We start from the raw sequence: 17,993 nt of genomic DNA, 5'->3' as shown, positions 1-17,993 counted from the left end.
GGTCACCGTCCCTGCCACTTCGGCGGGCGCTTCTCCGTGAACGCCGCGTGGAACTCCGCGTAGTCCTCGCCGTTCATCAGCAGCGCCTGGGTCGAGGCGTCCAGTTCGACCGCCGCCGCCAACGGCATGTCCAGCTCGGCCGTCAGCAGGGCCTTCGTCTGGGCGTGGGCGAGCGCCGGGCCGTCGGCCAGGCGGCGGGCCAGGGCGAGCGCCGCCTCGTCCGCCCGGCCCTCCTCGGTCAGCTCGCTGACCAGGCCGATGCGCTCGGCCTCCGGTGCCCGCACCGGCTCGCCCAGCATCAGCAGGCGGGTGGCGTGGCCGAGTCCGACCACCCGGGGCAGCAGGTACGCCGCGCCCATGTCCCCGCCGGACAGGCCGACCCGGGTGAAGAGGAAGGCGAAGCGGGCCGAGGGGTCCGCGACCCGGAAGTCGGACGCGAGGGCGAGTACGGCACCGGCTCCGGCCGCCACCCCGTGCACGGCGGCGATCACCGGGAACGGGCATTCCCTGATCGCCCGTACCACCTGCCCGGTCATCCGGTTGAAATCGAGCAGCTGGGCGGTGTCCATGGCGAGGGTGGCGCCGATGATCTCGTCCACGTCGCCGCCGGAGCAGAAGCCCCGCCCCTCGCCGGCCAGCACCAGGGCGCGGACCGACCGCTCCCGGGACAGCTCGGCGAGCAGATCGCGCAGGTCGGCGTAGGCGCCGAAGGTGAGGGCGTTGAGCTTGTCGGGGCGGGCGAGGGTGACGGTGGCGACCCCGTCGGCGCGCTCGACCCTCAGGTGTTCCCACTCAGGGGTGCGGGCGGCGGAGCCGGTGAAAGGACTCATGACGTGCGCCTCCTAGGACGGCGGTGCCACACGTTGCGCTGCCTCACGAAGTTATCACTTGTTTGTGACCGTCGTCATGAGGGCGCAATGCGCCAGTCCCGGATCGACCGAGCCCGGTCCGGTCCCGTCACACGCGTCACCGATCGTCCACAGGGACGTAACAGTGGGCGCAGCGGGGCGAGGCGGGGCGTTCTCCCGGGTAAGCCGCCCGGTACCGGGGCCGACGGTCCCGCGCGGCACCCGACGACGGTCTCCGTGGCCGGGCCCGTACCATTCCTACAGTTGAAAGCAGGACATCCTGCTCCATGAACGGACTCGCCTTGCACGAACGCCCCACCGGACCGGCCTCCTGGCGCATCGCGCTGCCGCACACCACTGCGGCGGTGCCGGTGGCGCGCGCCCTGGTGCGGACGGCCCTCACCGAGGTGGAGCACACGGCCGACTGCGACACCGCCGAGCTGCTCACGGCGGAGCTGGTCGCCAACGCGGTGGAGCACACCGCCGGGCGCGGCCCGATAGAGCTGGTGGTGGAGCTGCTGCCGACCGGCTGCCAGGTCGAGGTGCACGACCCGGATCCGGCGCCGCCCGGCCATCTGACGCGTCCGGTGATCGAGCAGCCCGACCCCTGGCAGGAGGGAGGGCGCGGTCTGCTGCTGATCCGCGCCCTCAGTTCGTCCTGTGGTCACCGCCCGACCTCGTCGGGCAAGGCGGTGTGGTTCAGACTGCCTGCAATTCCTGCTCAGCGGCGTCCGGCGTGACCTCGGGGGCCGCCGCCCGGGCCAGGGTGGAGTGCCGGCGCCCGTAGGCGACGTAGATGACCAGTCCCACCACGAGGAACACCGCGAACTGGATCCAGGTCTGCCAGCCCGTCTCGTACATCAGGTACAGGCAGAAGCCGACGCCGAGCAGCGGTCCGACGGGGTAGAGCGGCACCCGGAAGCTGCGGTCGAGGCCCGGCTCACGGCGGCGCAGGGCGATCACGGCGATGTTGACGACGGCCATGACGGCGAGCGTGCCGATGGTGCACAGGTTCATCACGGCGTCCAGGGAGGCGAAGGCCGCCGGGACCGCGAAGACGACCGCGACGATCAGCGTGCCGGCCACCGGGGTGGAGGTCTTCGGGGACACCTTCTCGAAGACGCGCGGGATCAGGCCGTCCCGGGACATCGACATCAGGATGCGGGTCTGGCCGTACATCACGGCGAGCACGACGGAGGCGATGGCGACGACCGCGCCGAAGGCGATGACCCCGCCGCCGATCGCGGAGCCGGTGACCTCGTTGACGACGTAGGACAGGGCGGCCGGGCGGCCTGCGACCTGGCCGCCGCCGATGGCGCCGATCGCGGCGAGCGCGACCGCGCAGTACAGGAGGGTGACCAGGCCCATGCAGACGAGGATCGCGACCGGGATGTCGCGGCGCGGGTTCTTCGCCTCCTCGCCGGCCGTGGTGATCGCGTCGAAGCCGATGTAGGAGAAGAACGCGGCGGTGGTGCCCGCGCCGATGCCGCCGAGGCCGGCCGGGGAGAACGGGGTGAGGTTGCCGTCCTTGAAGGCGCTGTAGCCGATGACGCAGAAGGCGAGCAGGATGACGAGCTTCACGGCGGCCATGGCAGCGGTGGCCCGGGCGCTCTCCCGCACCCCGCGCACCAGCAGCACGGAGGCCATCGCGATGACGATCACGGCGGGGAGGTTCACGATCCCGTGCTCGCCCGGGCCCGCGGACAGTGCGTGCGGGAGCTGCCAGCCGGTGAGGCTGTGCAGGAGTTCGTTGACGTACTGGCTCCAGCCGACCGCGACGGCCGAGATGGAGATGCCGTACTCCAGCAGCAGGCACCAGCCGACCAGGAAGGCGGTGGTCTCGCCGAGGCCCGCGTAGGCGAACGAGTACGAGGAGCCGGAGACCGGGATCGCACCGCCCAGCTCGGCGAAGGAGAGGGCGGTGAAGACGCAGGTGATCGCGGCGAGGATGAAGGAGACCACGACGGCGGGGCCGGCCTGGGCGACGGAGTCGGAGAGGCCGACGAAGATGCCGGTGCCGACGATGGCGCCGACGCCGAAGCAGATGAGCTGGAAGAGGCCCATCGTGCGCTTCAGACCGTGGCCCTCACGGTCCGCGCCGGATTCGGCTATCAGCGCGCCGGGGGACTTGATGCGGGGAGCGGGCATGCGGGTGGTGCTCGTTTCTGGTGGTGCGGGCGACCGGCGTACGGTCGCGGCGGCGGCCTCGGTTGGGGTGGTGCCGGGCCGCCGGTCAGGATAAGGCCTGGTGAGGCCGTTCAGGCAAGGCTCTGTGACGCAGACCGGGCGAGGCCCCCGCGGCGCGGGCCGGCCGAGGACCTGCGGGACGGGTCAGGCGAGGCCCTGCGGCGCGGACCGGCCGAGGGTGGCCACGAGGACCGCCTTGATCGTGTGCATCCGGTTCTCCGCCTCGTCGAAGACGACGGAGTGCTCGGACTCGAAGACCTCGTCGGTGACCTCCAGCTCGGTCAGCCCGTGCCGGGCGTGGATCTCGCGGCCGACGGCGGTGCCGAGGTCGTGGAAGGCCGGCAGGCAGTGCAGGAACTTCACCTGGTCGTTGCCGGTGGCGCGGAGCACGTCCATGGTCACGGCGTAGGGGCCGAGCAGGGCGATGCGCTCGTCCCAGACCTCCTTGGGCTCGCCCATCGACACCCAGACGTCGGTGGCGATGAAGTCGGCGCCGCGCACGCCCTCCTTCACGTCGTCGGTGAGCGTGATCCGGGCGCCGGAGACGGCCGCGAGCTGCCGGGCCACCTCGATGATCGTCTCGTCCGGCCACAGCAGCCGGGGCGCGACGATCCGGACGTCCATGCCGAGCAGGGCGCCGGTGACCAGGTAGGAGTTGCCCATGTTGTAGCGGGCGTCGCCGAGGTAGGCGAAGGCGATCTCGGCCAGGGGCTTGTCGGTGTGCTCGGTCATGGTGAGCACGTCGGCGAGCATCTGGGTGGGGTGCCACTCGTCGGTGAGGCCGTTGTAGACGGGGACCCCGGCGTAGGTGGCCAGCTCCTCGATGACACCCTGGCCGTGTCCGCGGTACTCGATGGCGTCGAACATCCGGCCGAGGACGCGGGCGGTGTCCTTCACGGACTCCTTGTGCCCGATCTGGGAGCCGGCCGGGTCGAGGTAGGTCGTGGCGGCGCCCTGGTCGGCGGCGGCGACCTCGAACGCACAGCGGGTGCGCGTCGAGGTCTTCTCGAAGATCAGTGCGATGTTCCGGCCGCGCAGATACGGGGTCTCGGTCCCGGCCTTCTTGGCGGCCTTCAGCTCGGCGGCCAGCTCGACCAGGCCGCGGAACTCCTCCTCGGTGAAGTCCAGCTCCTTGAGGAAGTGGCGGCCGGCGAGGGCGGTCGGGACTGTCGCCATGGGGGCGCTCCAGGGGTACGGGTGAACGGGCCTTGGAATTCTATACGATGTTTAGCATTTCTATACAGGCTTGAGCGGTCTGCTCGATCACACCGCTTCCCGCTCGACGGGACAGCTCATGCAGCGAGGGCCGCCGCGGCCCCGCCCCAGCTCACTGCCCGGGATCTCGATGACCTCGATGCCCTGCTTGCGCAGATGCGTGTTGGTGGTGGAGTTGCGCTCGTAGGCGACGACGACACCGGGCTCGACGGCGAGCACGTTGCAGCCGTCGTCCCACTGCTCGCGCTCGGCCGCGTGCACGTCCTGGGTGGCGGTCAGGACCCGGATCTCACCGAGTCCGAGGGCGGCGGCGATCGCGCGGTGCATGTGCTCCGGCGGATGGTCGGTGACCTTCAGCTCCCGCTCGCCGACGCCCGGCTCGATGGTGTACGAGCGCAGCATGCCGAGTCCGGCGTACTGGGTGAAGGTGTCGCCGTCGACCATGGTCATCACGGTGTCGAGATGCATGAACGCCCGCCGCTTGGGCATGTCGAGCGCCACGATGGTGCGCGCCGACCCGGCCGCGAAGAGCTTGTGCGCCAGCATCTCCACGGCCTGCGGGGTGGTGCGTTCGCTCATGCCGATGAGCACGGCCCCGCTGCCGATCACCAGCACGTCGCCGCCCTCGATGGTGGAGGGGTAGTCGGCCTGCCCGCGGGACCAGATGTGGAACGTGTTGTCGCGGAACAGCGGGTGGTGCCGGTAGATCGCCTCGAAGTGCACGGTCTCGCGCTGCCGCGCGGGCCAGCGCATGGCGTTGATGGAGACGCCGTCGTAGATCCACGCCGAGGTGTCCCGGGTGAACAGGTGGTTGGGCAGCGGGCGGAGCAGGAAGTCGTCCAGGTCCATGGCGTGGAAGCGGACGGAGGTCGGCTCCGCGTGGGCCTCCAGGAACTCCCGCTTGGTCATGCCGCCGACCAGCGCCTCGGCCAGCTCGTCCGGGCCCATCCCGTCGAAGGCCGCGCGCAGGTGGCCGGTGGCGAGGGGGCCGTACTCCTTCTCGTCGAAGACCCGGTCGAGGACCAGGGTGCGGGCCTCGGGGATCGCCAGGGTCTCGGTGAGCAGATCGCCGAAGAGGTGGACGGCGACCCCGCGATCACGCAGGACGTCGGCGAACCCGTCGTGCTCGGCGCGCGCCCGGCGCACCCACAGCACGTCGTCGAAGAGGAGGGCGTCCTTGTTGCTGGGGGTGAGCCTTTTGAGCTCGAGGTCGGGCCGGTGCAGGATCACCCGGCGCAGCCGTCCGGCCTCGGAGTCGACGTGGTATGCCATGCCTCCATCCTGGCCATCAGCGCCCGTCTTCACGCTCTTCTTGGCCGTTTCTGCCGCTTCCTGTTTTCGTCCTCTTGACGAGAAGCGGGGTCCAGGATTATCGTCGCGATGACGAAAAGCGAGGGGATCATGGCCGACATCACCCGGCGCCTGGGCTGGCGCCATCTGCGCGGGGCGCCCACGGCGCACATCCGGCACCACCGTTCCGGCACGCTGGTGCACGACGGTCCCGGGCTCAGCTTCTGGTTCCGCCCGCTGGCCGCCGCACTGTCCGAGGTGCCGGTGGACGACCGGGAGCTGGCGATGACCTTCCACGCCCGCACGTCCGACTTCCAGGACGTGTCGGTGCAGGCGACGGTCACCTACCGGATCGCCGACCCGGCCGTCGCCGCCGCCCGTCTGGACTTCTCCATCGACCCGGACACCGGCGTCTGGCGGGGCACCCCGCTGGAGCAGCTGGGCACCCTGCTCACCGAGACGGCCCAGCAGCACGCGCTGGACGTCCTGGCCCGTACGCCGCTCGCGGCGGCCCTGGTCGACGGGGTGACGGCGGTGCGCGAGCAGGTCGCGGCCGGCCTCGCCGCCGAACCGCGGCTGCCGGCCACCGGCATCGACGTGGTGGCCGTACGCGTGATGGCGCTGCGGCCGGAGCCGGAGGTGGAGCGGGCGCTGCGCACTCCCGCGCGGGAGCAGATCCAGCAGGAGGCGGACCGGGCGACCTATGAGCGGCGGGCCGTGGCGGTCGAGCGGGAGCGCGCCATCGCCGAGAACGAGCTGGCCAGCCGCATCGAACTCGCCCGCCGCGAGGAGCAGCTGGTCGAGCAGCGCGGCACCAACGCGCGCCGCGAGGCCGAGGAGCAGGCGGCCGCGGACGCGGTGCGCGCCGAGGCGGAGGCGGCGCGGTCGGTGACGCTGGCGCAGGCGGAGGCCGCCCGGTCGGTCCGGCTCGCGGAGGCCGAGGCGGCACGGACGCTGAAGCTCACCGAGGCGGAGGCGGCACGCACCCTGAAGCTCGCCGAGGCCGAGGCCGCCCGGGCGGAGCGGGTGGCCCGCGCGGAGGCCGCGGGCGCGCGGGAGATCGGCGAGGCCCGGGCGCAGGCACAGGCCGCCTGGCTGCGGGCGCACGCGGATGCCGGGATCGACGGGGCGGTGACCCTGCAGGCCCTCACCGCCACCCGGCTCGCGGAGAACCTGCCGCGGATCGACAGCGTGACCCTCTCGCCGGACGTGCTGACCGGACTGCTCGCGAAGCTGGGCGGCGGCCCGTCCGAGGCGACGCGGTGAGCCTCGCGCCGCGCGCCGTCCTGGTGCACCGCACCACGGAGTACCAGGAACTGGTGGCCCGGCACGGCACGCACGGCCAGGCCGCCTTCTTCCTCGCCTCCCGCGGCCGGGACATCGAGGAGGTCGCCGAACGCCACCGCCGGGCCCGCCGGGCCCTGGCCGAGGTGACCTCCGCCGTGCCGCCGGCCTGGCGTCAGGCGCAGGTGGAGCGGTCCGACCTGGACCGTTTTCTGTTCGCCCCGGAGGACGTGGTGGTGGTGGTCGGCCAGGACGGACTGGTGGCGAACGTCGCCAAGTACCTGACGGGCCAGCCGGTGATCGGCATCGACGCCGATCCGGGCCGCAACCCCGGCGTGCTGGTACGGCACCGCCCGCAGGACGCGGCCGAGCTGCTGCCGGCCGCGGACGCCGCGGTGGACGACGAACTCACCATGGTCGAGGCCGAGGCCGACGACACCCAGCGGCTGGTGGCGCTCAACGAGATCTATCTGGGCGCACCGGGCCACCAGACCGCCCGCTACCGCCTGGGCCTCGACGACGACGGGGGTGCCGTCGAGGCCCAGGCCTCCTCCGGGGTGCTGGTGGGGACCGGCACCGGCGCGACCGGCTGGCTGCGCTCGGTGTGGCAGGAGCGGGGCAGCCGGCTCCCGCTGCCCTCCCCCACCGAGGACCGGCTGGTGTGGTTCGTCCGGGAGGCCTGGCCGTCACCGGCCACGGGTACGACCCTGGTGGCGGGCGAACTGGCCGCCCCGGCCTCCCTCACGGTCACCGTGGAGTCCGACCGGCTCATCGCCTTCGGCGACGGCATCGAGAGCGACGCGCTCCAGCTCACCTGGGGGCAGACCGTACGGGTCGGGGTGTGCGGACAGCGGCTCAGGCTGGCCTGAGCACCGGTCAGATCGCGGTGCACGGGACGGGCCAGCGCCGGATGCGCGGGGGCAGGGCCACCGCCCAGCCGCCGCTGACCAGGGCCAGCCGCTCGGCCGCCAGCAGGCCGGCGGCCTGCCGGCCGGTGGGGTCCAGCGCATCGAGGGGCGTGGGGTCGAGGAGCCGGTCGAAGGCGGCCAGGAGGTCCGGGTGGTCGAGGGTGAGCCGGGCGGCCCTGCCCGGCTCCCTGCGGTCCATGACCGTCACGAAGCCGGGACCACGCCGATGGTAGAGCGCCCCGTGGCCGTACCCGGACCGCCATGCGGTCAACTCCTGCTGTGCGGACGGCAGTTCGTCGGGCGGCGGCAGGTGCCGCAGGGCGCGGACGTCGTACGACGGCCGCCCCGCCGCCCGCCAGCTCACCTGGAGGCCGAGGCCCGCGCACTCGCGCAGGAACCGCACGGCCTCCGCCGTGTCCCGCCCCTGCCCGCCGATGTCCAGCGGCACCCCCACCTCGACCCGGCGGCCGGTGAGCCGGTGCGGCACGGCCGTGGGCAGCGCGCTCATCCGGCCGCCCCCGCGCCCTCGGGCAGGCGGACCGGCTCGCCCCGGGCGGGGAGCGCGACATAGGTGAGTCCGTCGCGGAACAGCAGGCCCAGGGAGAGGGCGTGCAGGATCCAGGCGTCGAGGGCGTCGGCCGGCACCTCATGGCCGCCCTGTGCCAGCAGCCGGTGCAGGGCGGGGGCGCTGCGGCCGTCCTCCAGGAGACGCAGGGCCTCCGCCTGCCAGCCGGTGAAGCGGTGCGTGGCGGGCGGGCGGCCGTGCCGCCGGTCGATGACCAGCAGTTCCTCGCCGGCCTCCGCGAACAGCAGCCGGGAGTGCGCGTGTCCGGCCCGCCAGGCGGCCACGGCGTCCTTGAGCCGCTGCTCGACCGGGCCGGAGATGCCCGCATCCTCGGTGTCGAACAGGTAGACGAGGTCGTCCAGTTCGTCCTCGGACAGGTCGTAGACGTGCTGGTACATCTCGGCCGGGCGGCGCTTGCCGAAGCCGAGCGCCGGGTCCGTGAAGTGGGGGCTGAAGCGCTCCAGCTGGATGCGGTGGGCACCGCTCGGCGGCTGGAGGTGGACCAGGGCGGGGAGTTGCTCGATGACGGGCGTGTAGTCCTCCGCCGACTCGCCGGGGAAGCCGTAGAGGAGGTTCCAGGAGCAGGTCAGGGCGTGGTTCTCGCACTCGCGCAGCGTGCGCACGTTGCGGGCGCCGGTGACGCCCTTGTCCATGAGGTCCAGGACCCGGCTGCCCAGGCTCTCGATGCCGGGCTGGATGTGCACGGTGCCGGACTCGCCGAGCAGCCGGAGCTGGGCGGGCGTGAGGTTGGACTTGACCTCGTAGTGCAGCCGCAGGTCCCAGCCGCTCGCCACGGCCCGGGGCAGGAAGTCCCGGAAGTAGGCCATGTCGATGATGTTGTCGACGGTGATCACGTCGAGGAGGCGATGGCGGCGGACCAGCCGGTCGATCTCGGCCCACAGGCGCTCGCCCGGCTTGGCCCGGAAGGCCATCGCGGAGCCGTTGAGCCCGCAGAACGTGCAGTGGTGCTTCTCGCCCCACCAGCAGCCCCGGGCGCCCTCGACCACCAGCTTGGGGTGGACGTACTCCTGCACCGGTGAGGCGTCCAGGGCGGTCTGCCACTGGTCGTAGTCGGGCGAGGGGATGTCCGCGGGCGCCACGGTCCGCCGGGTCTCGGTGTTGGCCCGCGACACGGGGCCGTCCCACCAGCACAGGCCGGGCACCGCGGCCGGCGGGGTGCCCTCGTCCAGGTGCCCCAGCAGGGCCGGGAAGGCGTACTCGGCCTCGCCGCGCACCACATGGTCCACGAAGGGGTGGTTGCGGTGGAGGGCGTGGCCCATGGGCCCCTCGCAGTTGCTGCCGCCGAACACCACCGTCAACCCGGGCCTGCGGCGCTTGAGTTCGCGGGCCAGCGCGAGGGAGGACACGTTCTGCATGAACGTGGTGGTGAACCCGACCACGTCGGGCCCGGCCGCCAGCACCTCGGTGGCGCAGGCGGCGATGAACGCGGCGGCGTAGGGGCGCATGGCGACGGCGGTGTCGATGAGGACGTCCCGGTCGGCCGCGTAGTCCCGCAGCCGGGCCAGGCCCCAGCCCGGGTCGTCGTACAGGACGCCGGAGAAGACCCAGTCGCCCAGGCCGTGGAAGATCGCGTCGCTGCCGACCGCCACGCAGTCGCCCGGCCGCAGCCGGCCCCCGGAGCGCTCCAGCAGGAACTCCGCCCAGCGCAGGGAGCCGTGGAACTCGGTCACCCGGTCGGCGGGGCGGGCCTGCCGCACGATCCGGTTCAGCAGGCCCAGTTGCAGGGAGGGGAGGTCGAGGGGGTGCCAGGGCATCGCGACCAGGTGCACACGCATGGTCAGCGGGTCGGCCGCTTCTCCAGGATCGCCGGCCGGCGGCCGGTGCTCTGCTCCTCGCGGACCACGATCTTCCGTATCTCCATGCCCGCCCCTCTCTCCATGCCCACCCCTCGTCCCGTGCGCGCGAACACCCGGTGCCGCACAGCTCGTCCCGTACGCGCGAACACCCCTGTGCCGCACAGCCGTCCACCATATGGACAGATGTGTGGGTGACACAAGGGTGTTCTGTGCCGGTCTCCGGACGCGGGTCTACAGGCGCGGGTCCACCGGCTCCGACTCCAGGGCGAGCACCCCGAACACCGCCTCGTGCACCCGCCACAGCGGCTCGCCGGCCGCGAGCCGGTCCAGGGCCTCCAGGCCCAGGGCGTACTCGCGGATCGCCAGCGACCGCTTGTGGTTCAGGAACCGCTGCCGCAGCTTGGCGAGGTTGTCCGGCCGGGTGTACTCGGGACCGTAGATGATCCGCAGGTACTCACGGCCCCGGCACTTGATGCCGGGCTGCACCAGCCTGTCCTGCGGGCTGCGGACCAGCGCGCCGACCGGCTTGACGACCATGCCCTCGCCGCCCCGGCCGGTCATCTCCAGCCACCAGTCCACGCCGGCCCGGACCGACTCGGGGTCGCCCGTGTCGACGTACAGGCGCCGGGTGGTCTGCAGCAGTCCGCTGCCGTCGTGCTCCACCAGCCGGTCGATCAGGGCCAGTTGCTCGTCGTGCGGCAGCGCGGCCAGGCTGCGTCCGCGGGCGGCCAGGATCTGGAAGGGGGCCAGGCGGACCCCCTCCAGGCCGTCGGTGGTCCAGCAGTAGCGGCGGTAGGCGTCGGTGAACGCGGCCGCGTCGGCGGCGCGTTCCCGCTGCCGCTCCAGCAGGCCGGCCACGTCGGCCCCGCGGGCCGCGGCGGCCTCCAGTGCGGCGAGCGCGCCGGGGAACACCGCGCCGGAGGCGGCGCCCACGGCCGCGTACTGGCTGCGCAGCAGGCCCGAGGCCTTCAGCGACCACGGCATCAGCTCGGCGTCCAGCAGCAGCCAGTCCCCCGCGCCGGACGCGCTGTCGGACCCGGCGAGCTCCTCCCACAGCCCGGCGTCCCCGACGGCCGAGCGCAGCCGGCCGAGGATCTCCTCCGTCACCTTCTCGTCGTCGAAGAACGGCCGCCCGGTACGGGTGTACAGCGCCCCCGTGGGGCCGTCCACGCCGAACCGCTCGCGTGCCGCCTCCGCGTCCCGGCACACCAGGGCCACGGCCCGCGAGCCCATGTGCTTCTCCTCGCACACGACCCGCTCGACCCCGTCCGCCGCGTACTGCGCGAAGGCCTCCACCGGGTGCTCCAGATAGCCGTCCACCCGCGAGGTCGCCGTCGGCGCCATGGTCGGCGGCAGATACGGCAGCAGGCGCGGGTCGATCGCGAAGCGGCTCATGACCTCCAGGGCCGCGGCCGCGTTCTCCTCGCGGACGGCGACCCGGCCCGCGTGCCGGGTCTCCACCACCCTGCGGCCGTGCACGTCCGACAGGGCCGGCGGCCGTCCCTCGCGCCCGCCGGGGGCCTCGCTGCGCAGCGGCCTGGCCGGCTCGTACCAGACCCGTTCGGCAGGTACGTCGACCAGCTCGCGCTCCGGCCAGCGCAGCGCGGTCAGCTTGCCGCCGAAGACCGCACCGGTGTCCAGGCAGATGGTGTTGTTCAGCCAGGTCGCCTCCGGGACCGGGGTGTGCCCGTAGACCACGGCCGCGCGGCCGCGGTACTCCTCGGCCCACGGGTAGCGCACGGGCAGCCCGAACTCGTCGGTCTCGCCGGTGGTGTCGCCGTACAGGGCGTGCGAGCGCACCCGGCCCGAGGTGCGGCCGTGGTACTTCTCGGGCAGACCGGCGTGGCAGACGACCAGCCTGCCGCCGTCGAGGACGTAGTGGCTGACCAGCCCCTCCAGGAAGCGGCGCACCTGCGCCCTGAACTCCTCGCTCTCGCCGTCCATCTGCGCGATGGTCTCGGCGAGCCCGTGGGTGTGCTGGACCTTGCGGCCCTTGAGGTGACGGCCGTACTTGTTCTCGTGGTTGCCGGGTACGCACAGCGCGTTCGCGGACCCGACCATGGACATCACGCGGCGCAGCACGCCCGGGGTGTCCGGGCCGCGGTCGACGAGGTCGCCGACGAAGACGGCGGTACGGCCCTCGGGGTGCACGCCGTCGGCGTAGCCCAGCTTGGCCAGCAGCGCCTCCAGTTCGCCGGCGCAGCCGTGGACGTCGCCGATGATGTCGAAGGGGCCGGTGAGGTGCGTCAGGTCGTTGAACCGCTTCTCGGTGACGACGGTGGCGCCGTCGACCTCCTCGACTCCGCGCAGGACGTGCACCTTGCGGAAGCCCTCGCGCTCCAGCTGCCGCAGGGAGCGGCGGAGCTCGCGGATGTGCCGCTGGATGACCCGGCGGGGCATGTCGGCGCGGTCGGTGCGGGCCGCGTTGCGCTCCGCGCACACCTCCTCGGGCACGTCGAGCACGATGGCGATGGGCAGCACGTCGTGCTTCTTGGCCAGCTCGACGAGCCGGCGCCGGCTGTCCTGCTGCACGCTGGTGGCGTCCACGACGGTGCGGCGGCCGGCGGCCAGCCGCTTGCCGGCGATGTAGTGCAGGACGTCGAAGGCGTCCTTGGTGGCGCTCTGGTCGTTCTCGTCGTCGGAGACGAGACCGCGGCAGAAGTCGGAGGAGATCACCTCGGTGGGCTTGAAGTGCCGGCGGGCGAAGGTGGACTTGCCGGAGCCGGAGGCGCCGACGAGAACGACGAGAGAGAGGTCGGTGACGGGGAGGACCCGTCCCGTGTGCTGTGTCCCGGTCATGCCGCCTTCGCCTCCTCACCGGTCTTCGTGGCGGCGGTGTTCATCACGAACACGGCCATCTGGGTGGGCGGCCCCACCTCGGGGTCGTCCGGTCCGACGGGGACGAACTCCACTTCGTACCCGTGCCGTTCGGCCACCGCGCCCGCCCAGACGCGGAACTCCTCGCGGGTCCACTCGAAGCGGTGGTCGCCGTGCCGGACATGACCGGCGGGCAGGGTCTCCCAGCGGACGTTGTACTCGACGTTGGGGGTGGTCACCAGGACCGTCCTCGGGCGGGCGTGCCCGAACACGGCGTACTCCAGGGCGGGCAGCCTGGGCAGGTCGAGGTGCTCGACGACCTCGCTGAGCACGGCCGCGTCATAGCCCTTGAGCCGGTTGTCGGTGTACGCGAGCGAGCCCTGGAAGAGCTTGACGCGCGAGGCCTGCCGCTCGCCCATGCGGTCCAGCCCGAGCCGCCGGGAGGCGATGGTGAGCGCGCGCATCGACACGTCGACGCCGACGACCTCGGTGAACCGCACGTCCTTCAGCAGCTCTCCCACCAACTGACCCTGGCCGCAGCCGAGGTCGAGGACCCGGGCGGCACCGGAGGCGCGCAGCGCGGCGACGATCGCCTCCCGGCGCTGCACGGCGAGCGGTGCCGGCTTCTCCTCCGCCTCCGTCTCCTCCTCGACCGCGTTGTCGATGGCCTCGACCTCGCTGTCGTCGGTCTCGGCCAGGCGCACCAGTTCCAGCCGCTCCCTCGCCTGCCGGGTCAGCGACCAGCGCCGGGAGAGGTAGCGGCTGGTGATCAGCTTCTGTTCGGGGTGCCCGGACAGCCAGCCCTCACCGGCCCGCAGCAGCTTGTCGACCTCGTCGGAGGCGACCCAGTAGTGCTTGGCGTCGTCGAGGACCGGCAGCAGCACATACAGATGGCGCAGCGCCTCGGCGAGGGTCAGTGCCTGCGACTCCAGGACGAGGCGGACGTAGCGCGAGGCGCCCCACTCGGGGAACTCGGTGTCGAGGGCGACGGGTTCGGCGGTCACCGCCCAGCCGAGCGGCTCGAAGAGCCGTCGTACGAGCTCGGGTCCGCCGCGGGCGGGCAGCGCGGGTACCTCGATGCGCAGCGGCAGCGGCGCGGCGGCCCGCTCCGGACGGGCGGCGCACACACCCCGCACGGCGCTGGAGAACACGCCGCTCAGGGCGACCGCGAGCAGCGAGGAGGCCGCGTAGGGGCGGTCGTTGACGTACTGCGCGAGAGCCGCGTCGGGTGCTCCGCCGCGCCCCTTGCCCTTGCCCCGGCGAACCAGCGCGATCGTGTCGATCTCCAGCAACAGCGCGGCCGTGCAGCGCTCGGCGTCCGCCTCCGGGTAGAAGACGTGCGCGGTGCCGTAGGCCAGGCTCTCCACCCGGACCCGGTCCGGGTGCTTGTGCAGCAGAAAGCCCAGCTCGGTGGCCGGACGCTCGGCTGTGCCGGTCGTGCTGATCGTCAGGAACATACGTCTCAGCATCGCCCGCCCGCCCACCGTCTGGCCAGCCGATTTCACCTTCGCGGTGGTGAAACGACGAATCGCCCGGCCCGGCGGACCGCCCGGGCTCTTCGCGGCGAGGAGCCACGGCGGACCGCCCCGGCTCCTCGCCGCGCGGAGCCGGGGCGGTCGCGGATGCGTCAGGTGACCGGCTGCAGGACCGGCAGATCGCTGCCGACCGCGTGCCGGCCGCCGGGGCGGACGAACACGGGGCGGCCGGCCAGCAGCCCGAAGACCGTCTCGGGCACCAGCAGGGCGAGCAGCAGGAGGAGCGGCACCTTCCATCCCCCGGTGAAGCTGTGCAGGAGGCCGATCATCAGCGGTCCGATCCCCGCCACGAGGTAGCCGCCGGCCTGGGCCATGCCGGACAGCTGGGCGGCGATCCGCGGATTCGGTGAGCGCAGGCTCAGCAGGGTGAAGGCCAGGGGGAAGGCGCTGCCGGTAGCGAGTCCGAGCACACAGATCCAGAGCCATCCGGCGTGGGGAGCCAGGAGGACTCCGAGGAGGGCCACCGCCTTGGTCGCGGCCACGGCGGTGATGAGAGGGCGCTGGGTGGGCATCCGGGCGGCGAGGACGGGGACGAGCAGGCCGAGCGGAATGCTGATGACCTGCATGACCGAGACCATCATTCCGGCCTCCGCCGGGGGGTATCCACTGTCGTGCATGATCTCGGGGAGCCAGGCCATGAGGGCGTAGAACGTCAGGGAGACCACGCCGAGGAATCCGGCGACCGCCCAGGCGAGCGGGGAGCGCACGAGGTGCGGGCCGGAATCGGGCGAGGGGTCCTGGGGGACGTGCCGGCCGCGTGCCGCGAGCGGCCCCCACGCCAGTGCGGCGATGAGCGAGGGGACGGCCCAGACGGCGAGTGCGACACGCCATCCAGCGGCGTCGTGGAGGGGGACGGCGAGGCCCGCGGCGATGGCTCCGCCGGCCGCCATCAGCATCATCGCCAGGCCGGTGAAGGTGCCCACCCGGTGGGCGAAGTGGCGTTTGATGACGACGGGCATGAGGACGTTCCCGAGGGCGATTCCGGCGCCGGCCAGCACGGTGCCGGAGAACAGCAGCACCGTGGAGGGAAAGGCCCGTAGCAGGATTCCCGCGGTGAGCAGGACGAGGCCCGCGGCGATGGTGGTCTCGGTGCCGATACGGCGGGCTATCGGCGGTGCGAGCGAGGCGAAGACGCCGAGACACAGCACGGGCAGCGTGGTCAGGACGCTGGTCTGCGTCCCACTGAGGTGGAAGGTGAGCTGCAGGTCGCTCAGCATGGGTGAGATTCCGGTGATGGCCGCGCGCAGGTTCAGTGCGAGGAGCACCAGGCCGGTGAGCGCCCAGAGTTTTGCGGCGCGGTGAACGGCGGATGAGTTTTTCAATTTCCCCCCTGGAAACGCCGAAGGCTTCCCCGGCGGCGGAGACAACGTCGTCTCACAGGGGGAAGCCTTCGGTTTGTGTGATGCCGGGATGTCCGGTTGTGTGATGCCGGGACGTCCGGTCGGGTGGTGCCGGGACGTCCGGTCGGGTGCTGCTTAGACGACGGCCGCGGTGGGCGCCGAGCGGCTGTGGAACGGGCAGACGAGCTGGTTGGTCTGGCCCTTGGTGAGGGCCGCTGCGCCGCCGGCGGTGGTGGTTCCGTTGCCGAGGAGTTGCAGGATCTCGGTGGAGAGCAGGTCCTGCTTGCCCTTGAGGGCGTCGGCGGTGGTCTGGTCGGTGCAGAAGACCATTTCCGCCGCGATGTTGTCCTGCACGATGCGGGCGAGGTTGTCGAGCGCGGTGGCGACGGCGTCCGTGGGGAGCTGCGCCGTCATCAGGTCGATCAGGTGGGAGTCGACCTTGTCCTTGTTCATGAAGTTCTTGATGATGATGCTGTTCTGGTTCAGCTCGTACGTGGTCCACAGGGTGAGGACCACGACGTACAGGCCGGACCAGGCACCGTCGCCGACCTGCTTGCGCCAGCGGGTCATCAGGTTGGAGACGCCGGTGATCTGCATCTTCGACGCCCAGTACATGTTCGTCCGGATGCTCGGATAGACGCTGCCGGAGAAGTCCTCGTAGGACTTCATGTCGAACGCGCGGGCGCGGATGGTCTTGTTGATGAACTCGTGCGCCGCGTCGAGGATGGTCGCGCAGGAGTCGTGCAGGTCGGCGGGGAGGTTGGCCTCCTCCAGCTGACGGCGGGCGGTGTCTAGGGTGTTGACGAAGTCCTGGAGCGGTGTGGTCCAGCTGGTGTCCTTCGGCCCGGCGAAGGCGACCATCTTCAGGTCGTGCGGGTCGATGTACTTGGCCTGAGCGGGGAGGATGCGGTTCGGGTCGAGGTACGGCGCGAGGATGCTGAAGATGCCCAGCGGGATGTGCGCGATGGACTTCGCCAGCTCGAAGATCTCGTCGACCGGCTGGAGCTGCTCGATCTTCTGGCCGTTGTCGACCAGGGTGTAGGTGCCGCCCCGCGAGTCGTTCTGGACGACGATGACCGGCCCCAGGTGCTGGGTCAGGTTCGCCTTCAGGGTGGCGTAGTTGCTGCGCATGCCGGCGTTGACGTTCCGGATCGCGTCGCGGGCCGCCTTCTGGCGGTCGGCGTCGGAGTCGGCGTGGGCGACACCGGTGGCACTGACATTGGTGAGAGCTGCGGTGGCGCCGACGGCGGCGGCGGCACCAAGGACGGTTCTTCGGGTAGGCACTCTCTTTTTCCCCCTCGGAAAAGGCGCGCGATATCCCCATCTACGCGCATTGCGTATGACGCTAGCCCCCCAACAGGCCGGAAAATACGGACCGCTTGAACAGCCCTCACCGTCTCGGCCTGTGCGATCACACCGAACGAAATGCCGCACGGAATTCGGAAGCAGGAACTCCGTGCCACTGCGGAGAACGGACCGCACGGGGGTGAGCGTCGTTCTCCGCAGCAGATTTCCGGGTGTCCGGCGTCAGCTCAGCGACGCGGCGGACGGGACGACCACGCCGTACAGGTCGGCGATCGTCGCCAGGGCGCCGTGGTGCAGCTGCTCGGCGGACACGTCGGCCACGTCCGTGCTCAGGGACCGGGTGGCGGTGGCGTCGGCCACCACCGTGGGCCGGTTGCCCCGCAGGAACGCGCCCTGTGCGGTGAACGTGACACACATGTGGGTCATGAAGCCGGCCAGAATCAGGTCGCTGTTCCCGGCCTCGTCCACCAGCTCGCCCAGGTCCGTGCCGTGGAAGGCGTTGGGCGCCTGCTTGGTGACCACCGGCTCGCCGTCGAGGGGGGCCACCTTCTTGTGGATGCGGCCCACTTCGGCGTCCAGGTCGTACGGGCTGCCCGCACCGCCGTCGTGCTGGACGTGGATGACCTCGGCCCCCGCCTGACGTGCCCTGTCGAGCAGGTCGGCCGCACGGTCCAGAGCGGTCTCCCAGCCCTCCAGCTCCATGACGCCCTGGGTGTAGGTGTTCTGCAGGTCGATCAGGATCAGCGTCGAGTTCGCGAGCGACGCCGGGGTCTGGTCGAGGGAGCTGAGGTCACGCAGGGTTTTTGAAGGCACAACTGCCCCTTCTCTGTTTGTACATCAGAAGTTTCCGGCCATCCGCGGCGGCCGAATCACACGCTACGA

At 71.9% G+C, this 17,993-nt stretch carries 14 protein-coding genes; 3 read left to right on the top strand and 11 right to left on the bottom strand.

Features of this window, described 5'->3' with window-relative positions:
• Window positions 1-2: 2 nt before the first annotated feature.
• Window positions 3-830: an enoyl-CoA hydratase family protein gene (locus tag ACZ7P3_RS33070; protein WP_472087295.1), complete on the bottom strand. Its 828-nt coding sequence runs from the start codon at window positions 828-830 to the stop codon at window positions 3-5.
• A 305-nt stretch (window positions 831-1,135) separates the two neighbouring features.
• Between ACZ7P3_RS33070 and ACZ7P3_RS33065 the strand changes: the two genes are divergently transcribed.
• Complete coding sequence (locus ACZ7P3_RS33065) at window positions 1,136-1,588, top strand: ATP-binding protein (protein ID WP_472087293.1); 453 nt, start codon at window positions 1,136-1,138, stop codon at window positions 1,586-1,588.
• On the opposite strand, the gene ACZ7P3_RS33060 is transcribed toward ACZ7P3_RS33065, so the two are convergent.
• The 3 genes from ACZ7P3_RS33060 to ACZ7P3_RS33050 all read right to left on the bottom strand — a co-directional run bounded on the left by ACZ7P3_RS33060 (window position 1,548) and on the right by ACZ7P3_RS33050 (window position 5,522).
• A complete protein-coding gene (locus ACZ7P3_RS33060) occupies window positions 1,548-2,996 on the bottom strand; it encodes an amino acid permease (RefSeq protein ID WP_472087291.1) in 1,449 nt (482 codons plus the stop codon). The two genes, ACZ7P3_RS33065 and ACZ7P3_RS33060, sit on opposite strands and share 41 nt — an antisense overlap.
• Before the next feature lie 183 nt (window positions 2,997-3,179).
• Complete coding sequence (gene argF, locus ACZ7P3_RS33055; RefSeq protein ID WP_472087290.1) at window positions 3,180-4,211, bottom strand: ornithine carbamoyltransferase; 1,032 nt, start codon at window positions 4,209-4,211, stop codon at window positions 3,180-3,182.
• An 87-nt stretch (window positions 4,212-4,298) separates the two neighbouring features.
• Window positions 4,299-5,522, bottom strand: a complete 1,224-nt coding sequence (locus ACZ7P3_RS33050; RefSeq protein ID WP_472087288.1) for an arginine deiminase — start codon at window positions 5,520-5,522, stop codon at window positions 4,299-4,301.
• Window positions 5,523-5,651: 129 nt separating this feature from the next.
• Between ACZ7P3_RS33050 and ACZ7P3_RS33045 the strand changes: the two genes are divergently transcribed.
• Complete coding sequence (locus ACZ7P3_RS33045; protein WP_472087561.1) at window positions 5,652-6,806, top strand: SPFH domain-containing protein; 1,155 nt, start codon at window positions 5,652-5,654, stop codon at window positions 6,804-6,806.
• Window positions 6,803-7,693, top strand: a complete 891-nt coding sequence (locus ACZ7P3_RS33040; RefSeq protein ID WP_472087286.1) for an NAD(+)/NADH kinase — start codon at window positions 6,803-6,805, stop codon at window positions 7,691-7,693. Before ACZ7P3_RS33045 ends, ACZ7P3_RS33040 begins: the two co-directional genes overlap by 4 nt.
• A 7-nt stretch (window positions 7,694-7,700) precedes the next feature.
• Here the strand turns inward: ACZ7P3_RS33040 and ACZ7P3_RS33035 are convergent, their stop codons facing one another.
• The 7 genes from ACZ7P3_RS33035 to ACZ7P3_RS33005 form a co-directional block, all read right to left on the bottom strand.
• Window positions 7,701-8,240 (bottom strand): DUF5825 family protein, encoded by a 540-nt coding sequence (locus ACZ7P3_RS33035; protein WP_472087285.1) that lies wholly within the window; start codon window positions 8,238-8,240, stop codon window positions 7,701-7,703.
• Window positions 8,237-10,093 carry a RiPP maturation radical SAM C-methyltransferase gene (locus ACZ7P3_RS33030; RefSeq protein ID WP_472087283.1) on the bottom strand — a complete coding sequence of 619 codons (1,857 nt, stop codon included), beginning with the start codon at window positions 10,091-10,093 and terminating at the stop codon, window positions 8,237-8,239. The genes ACZ7P3_RS33035 and ACZ7P3_RS33030 overlap by 4 nt, the downstream gene beginning before the upstream one ends.
• 252 nt (window positions 10,094-10,345) lie before the next feature.
• The gene (locus tag ACZ7P3_RS33025; RefSeq protein WP_472087281.1) at window positions 10,346-12,913 is read right to left on the bottom strand and encodes a polynucleotide kinase-phosphatase; all 2,568 of its coding nucleotides are present in this window, start codon (window positions 12,911-12,913) and stop codon (window positions 10,346-10,348) included.
• Window positions 12,910-14,388: a 3' terminal RNA ribose 2'-O-methyltransferase Hen1 gene (locus tag ACZ7P3_RS33020; RefSeq protein ID WP_472087280.1), complete on the bottom strand. Its 1,479-nt coding sequence runs from the start codon at window positions 14,386-14,388 to the stop codon at window positions 12,910-12,912. Before ACZ7P3_RS33020 ends, ACZ7P3_RS33025 begins: the two co-directional genes overlap by 4 nt.
• 170 nt (window positions 14,389-14,558) lie before the next feature.
• Window positions 14,559-15,788 (bottom strand): CynX/NimT family MFS transporter, encoded by a 1,230-nt coding sequence (locus ACZ7P3_RS33015; RefSeq protein WP_472087278.1) that lies wholly within the window; start codon window positions 15,786-15,788, stop codon window positions 14,559-14,561.
• Between the two features lie 153 nt (window positions 15,789-15,941).
• Window positions 15,942-17,090 carry a hypothetical protein gene (locus ACZ7P3_RS33010; RefSeq protein WP_472087276.1) on the bottom strand — a complete coding sequence of 383 codons (1,149 nt, stop codon included), beginning with the start codon at window positions 17,088-17,090 and terminating at the stop codon, window positions 15,942-15,944.
• Window positions 17,091-17,333: 243 nt separating this feature from the next.
• Window positions 17,334-17,924, bottom strand: a complete 591-nt coding sequence (locus ACZ7P3_RS33005) for a cysteine hydrolase family protein (protein ID WP_472087274.1) — start codon at window positions 17,922-17,924, stop codon at window positions 17,334-17,336.
• Window positions 17,925-17,993: the final 69 nt, after the last annotated feature.

The organism is Streptomyces sp. NPDC107581, from assembly GCF_055657175.1.
The sequence above is the reverse complement of the archived record's forward strand: the minus strand, read 5'-3'. Positions and strand labels throughout refer to the sequence as shown.